1 protein-coding gene is annotated in these 1165 nt (G+C 52.4%); it reads left to right on the top strand.

The features are described 5' to 3' along the window. Window positions 1-34: 34 nt before the first annotated feature. The coding region (locus tag J7I83_RS17655) for a copper amine oxidase (protein ID WP_215102937.1) at window positions 35-1165 on the top strand (1131 nt) is incomplete at its 3' end.

The raw sequence follows: 1165 nt of genomic DNA, 5'->3' as shown, positions 1-1165 counted from the left end.
TAACCAAAAAAAAAGAAAAAGGGAGCGATTCTTTATGAAATTAAACAAATGTCTTTTAGCACTTCCACTATCATTAGCCTTATTGGTACCAACAGCGGCATTGGCAGACAGCCACGGCCATTCCACGCCAGCAAGCGAAACGGCGATGGAGTCGAGTACGGCAACACCCGCTGCAGAATTGCGCATCGCACTTGATACGACCTTGACGGAGCATGCCTTCCTGGCAGTTGAAACGATGCGAAAAGGCGTTGACGGCGCAGAAGATTTTGATCAAGCTTCTGGCGCATTGTTAGCCAACGCGGACGACCTTTCAGCCGCTGTCGGTTCTGTCTACGGCGAAGAAGGTGCCGCACAGTTTGATGAAGTCTGGAAATCCCATATCGGCTACTTCGTGGATTATGTAACGGCAACAGCTGAAGACAACCAGGAAGGCAAAGAGCAGGCGTTGGCTGCGTTGGAAGAATACAAAGTGGAACAATCTAAATTCTTTGATACCGCAACGGGCGGACTCCTGCCGGCAGCAGCGGTTCAAGAAGGACTGGATGTGCACGTGGATCAGCTGATTTCCGCTTTTGATGCGTATGTAGCGGGCGACTTTGAAACAGCTTACTCACTGGAGCGTGAATCGATTCACCACATGAGCATGTTCGCGGAAAGCTTGTCGATTGCCATCACGACGCAATTCCCAGAGAAGTTCGACAACACAAACCCGGATACACCCGCGATCGATCTTCGCGCTACACTGAATGCGACGTTCACTGAGCACGCGGGACTGGCAACGATGGCGATGCAGGACGGCGCGGATGGTGCGGAAAGCTTTGACCAAGCCGCGGCCGCACTTCTGGCCAATGCCGATGACCTTTCGGCAGCAGTCGGCTCGGTCTACGGCGAAGAAGCAGGTGCGCAATTTGAAGAAACATGGAAATCGCATATCGGCTACTTTGTCGATTACGTAGTGGCGACTGGCGAAGAAAACACGGAAGGCCAGGAACAGGCACGCGCTGAACTGGATCAATACATTGTGGACCAAGCCGCTTTCCTTGATTCGGCAACAGAAGGCCGTGTTCCTGCGGATGCATTGGAAGAAGGCTTAACGGCACACGTTGAACAGCTGTTGACGGCATTTGATGCCTACGCAGCAGGCGATTACGAAACAGCGTACAGC

It is taken from the genome of Planococcus sp. ISL-110, assembly GCF_018613575.1.
GTDB lineage: Bacteria > Bacillota > Bacilli > Bacillales_A > Planococcaceae > Planococcus.
Note: the sequence above shows the minus strand (reverse complement) of the source record. Positions and strands in the feature narration are given on the sequence as shown.